Source organism: Vibrio makurazakiensis (genome assembly GCF_050337375.1).
Taxonomy (GTDB): domain Bacteria; phylum Pseudomonadota; class Gammaproteobacteria; order Enterobacterales; family Vibrionaceae; genus Vibrio; species Vibrio makurazakiensis.
Genome location: NZ_JAKJSW010000380.1, coordinates 1 through 2375 on the forward strand (window position 1 = coordinate 1; position 2375 = coordinate 2375).

Annotated in this window: 1 protein-coding gene; it reads right to left on the bottom strand. The window is 44.7% G+C overall.

What is annotated here, in order from left to right:
* Window positions 1-143: 143 nt before the first annotated feature.
* The coding region (locus tag L4C33_RS21610; protein WP_428814444.1) for a ribonuclease E/G at window positions 144-2375 on the bottom strand (2232 nt) is incomplete at its 5' end.

Consider the following 2375-nt stretch of genomic DNA (forward strand, 5'->3'; position numbering starts at 1 on the left):
ATTTTGAGCAATATATCTAATATTAACTATTAGAAGCATGGATATAAAAAGGGCTGCCTATTACTAGGCAGCCCTTGTCTTTATTGCTGTTAAGCTAATTAGCTATCTCGTGATTAGAATTTACAGACTAACCACGCAACTAATTAGTAATTAGGCTTAGTCGTTACCGCGCCAGCAGAGCTAGTAGCAACTTGGCTGCCAGCACCTTTAGATTCGTAGCGCTCAGAGCGGAAAGGAGCAGCAACTACTTCAATCTCTTTAATCTCTTGAGGGCCTGGAGCTGCTGTCATTGGTGAGCCTGCTTGCTTTTTAGCCGCGGCTACCACAACTTTAGTTGTTTCAACATTGTTTACTGTCTCAGTTTTCACTGCTGCTTCAACCTTGGTTTCAACAGGAGCTTCTACTTGAGGTTCAACGTTTTCCACAACTGGAGCTTCAACAACTGGCTCGATTGGTGCTTCAACGATAGGAGCAACTTGTTCTGTTTCAACAGCAACAGGTTCAACCGCAGTCTCTACTTTTGCTGGTGTTTCAGTCACTGCTTCTTCACGACGAATAATTACTTTACCCATAGCCATTTCTGGGAATGCAAAACCACCTGTAGGTACAGAAACATTATTTACTGGCGTTTCTTGAACTTGCACGTCAGTTGTTTGTTCAACAACTTCAGTTTTAGCTGGTTTGTGATGCGGCTTAGCAACAAAGCGTGGCATTACTTTACCCATAGCCATCTCTGGAGACGCTACACCACCTTTACGTAGACGGAATGGGTTCGGTTTGCGATCACGACCGCGACGACGACGTTGGCCACTTGCACGTAGGTGACGTGGAGAACGACGGTTACGACGTTGTTTAGGCTCTTCTTGCTCTGCATTTTCAGCGTTCACTTGAGTTGCTTCAACTTGATCTGCTACTTTTTTCTCTTGATCCGCTTTTGCTTCTTGTTCAGAAACTGCGTTTTGATCCTTAACTCGAATTTGCTTGTTCAGTTTACGACGTTGACGACGCTCTTTAACTTTTGCAGTTTTCGCTTCAGACTTTTCTTTTGCTACTTCTGGTTTGTTTGCATTAGCATCAGCAGCAAGTTGCTGACCCTGTTGAGCTAACTTAGAAGGCAGTTCTTGTTCATCACGTGTTTCTTCGCGTTGCTCTTCACGAGGCTTGTTACGGCGATCTTGTTTAGGCTTACGATTCTGACGATTCTGCTGCTGACGACCTTGTTGAGGAGCGCTTTCGTTTTGATCTTCAGTCTTCTCATCACGTGCAGGCTTACGACGACGTTTGTTATCGCGGTTCTCATTACGGTCACCACGTTGATTACGGCGACGGTTATCACTACGCTCACGACGTTGGCGATTACCTTGAGGGCGTTTATCTTCAACTTTTTCTTCAACTTTCTCTTCAACTTTCTCTTCTTGAGATGAGCCGAATAGGAAGCTACCGATAGCTTTAAAGAAACGACCAAGCAAACCTGGTTGCTGTTCTGTTTCAGTTTCAACTTTCGCTTCTGGTGCTTTTGGCGTAGGAGCTGGAGTAGGTGCTGATTGAGCAGGAGCGGCAAAACCTTTTAGTGCTGGCTCTTCAAGTTTCTTAGGCTTGATATCAACAACAACAGGTTCTTTGCTTTCTGCTTCTTTTAGAGCATCAATCTTTTGTGGAAGTAGGTAAGACAGTAAGTCGAACTCTTCACCTTCACGAACACGGATAACTTCAAAGTGAGGTGTTTCCATGTCTGAGTTAGGAACAACAGTGATCTTAACTTCTTGGTTCTTCTCGATGTGGTTTACTGAACGACGCTTTTCGTTCAATAGGTAAGAAGCGATAGGTACAGGAACTACAGCAAGAACTTGCGCAGTATTGTCTTTTAATGCTTCTTCTTCGATTAGACGTAGAACAGATAGCGCTAGAGATTCGTTATCACGAACAACACCAGTACCTGTACAGCGAGGACAGATGTGGTGGCTTGCTTCTGCTAGAGAAGGGCTCAAACGTTGACGAGACATCTCTAATAGGCCAAAGCGTGAAATGCGACCAATTTGAACACGTGCACGGTCAAGACGAACTGCGTCGCGTAGACGGCTTTCAACTTCACGTTGGTGACGAACTGGAGTCATATCGATGAAATCGATAACAACTAGACCGCCTAAATCACGTAAACGCAGTTGACGAGCAATTTCGTCAGCAGCTTCTAAGTTCGTGTTTAGTGCTGTTTCTTCGATATCGCCGCCTTTCGTTGCGCGAGCAGAGTTGATATCGATAGAAGTTAGAGCTTCTGTTGGGTCGATTACGATAGAGCCACCAGATGGAAGACGAACTTCACGTTGGAAAGCAGATTCAATCTGGCTTTCGATCTGGTAATGGCTAAATAGTGGAAC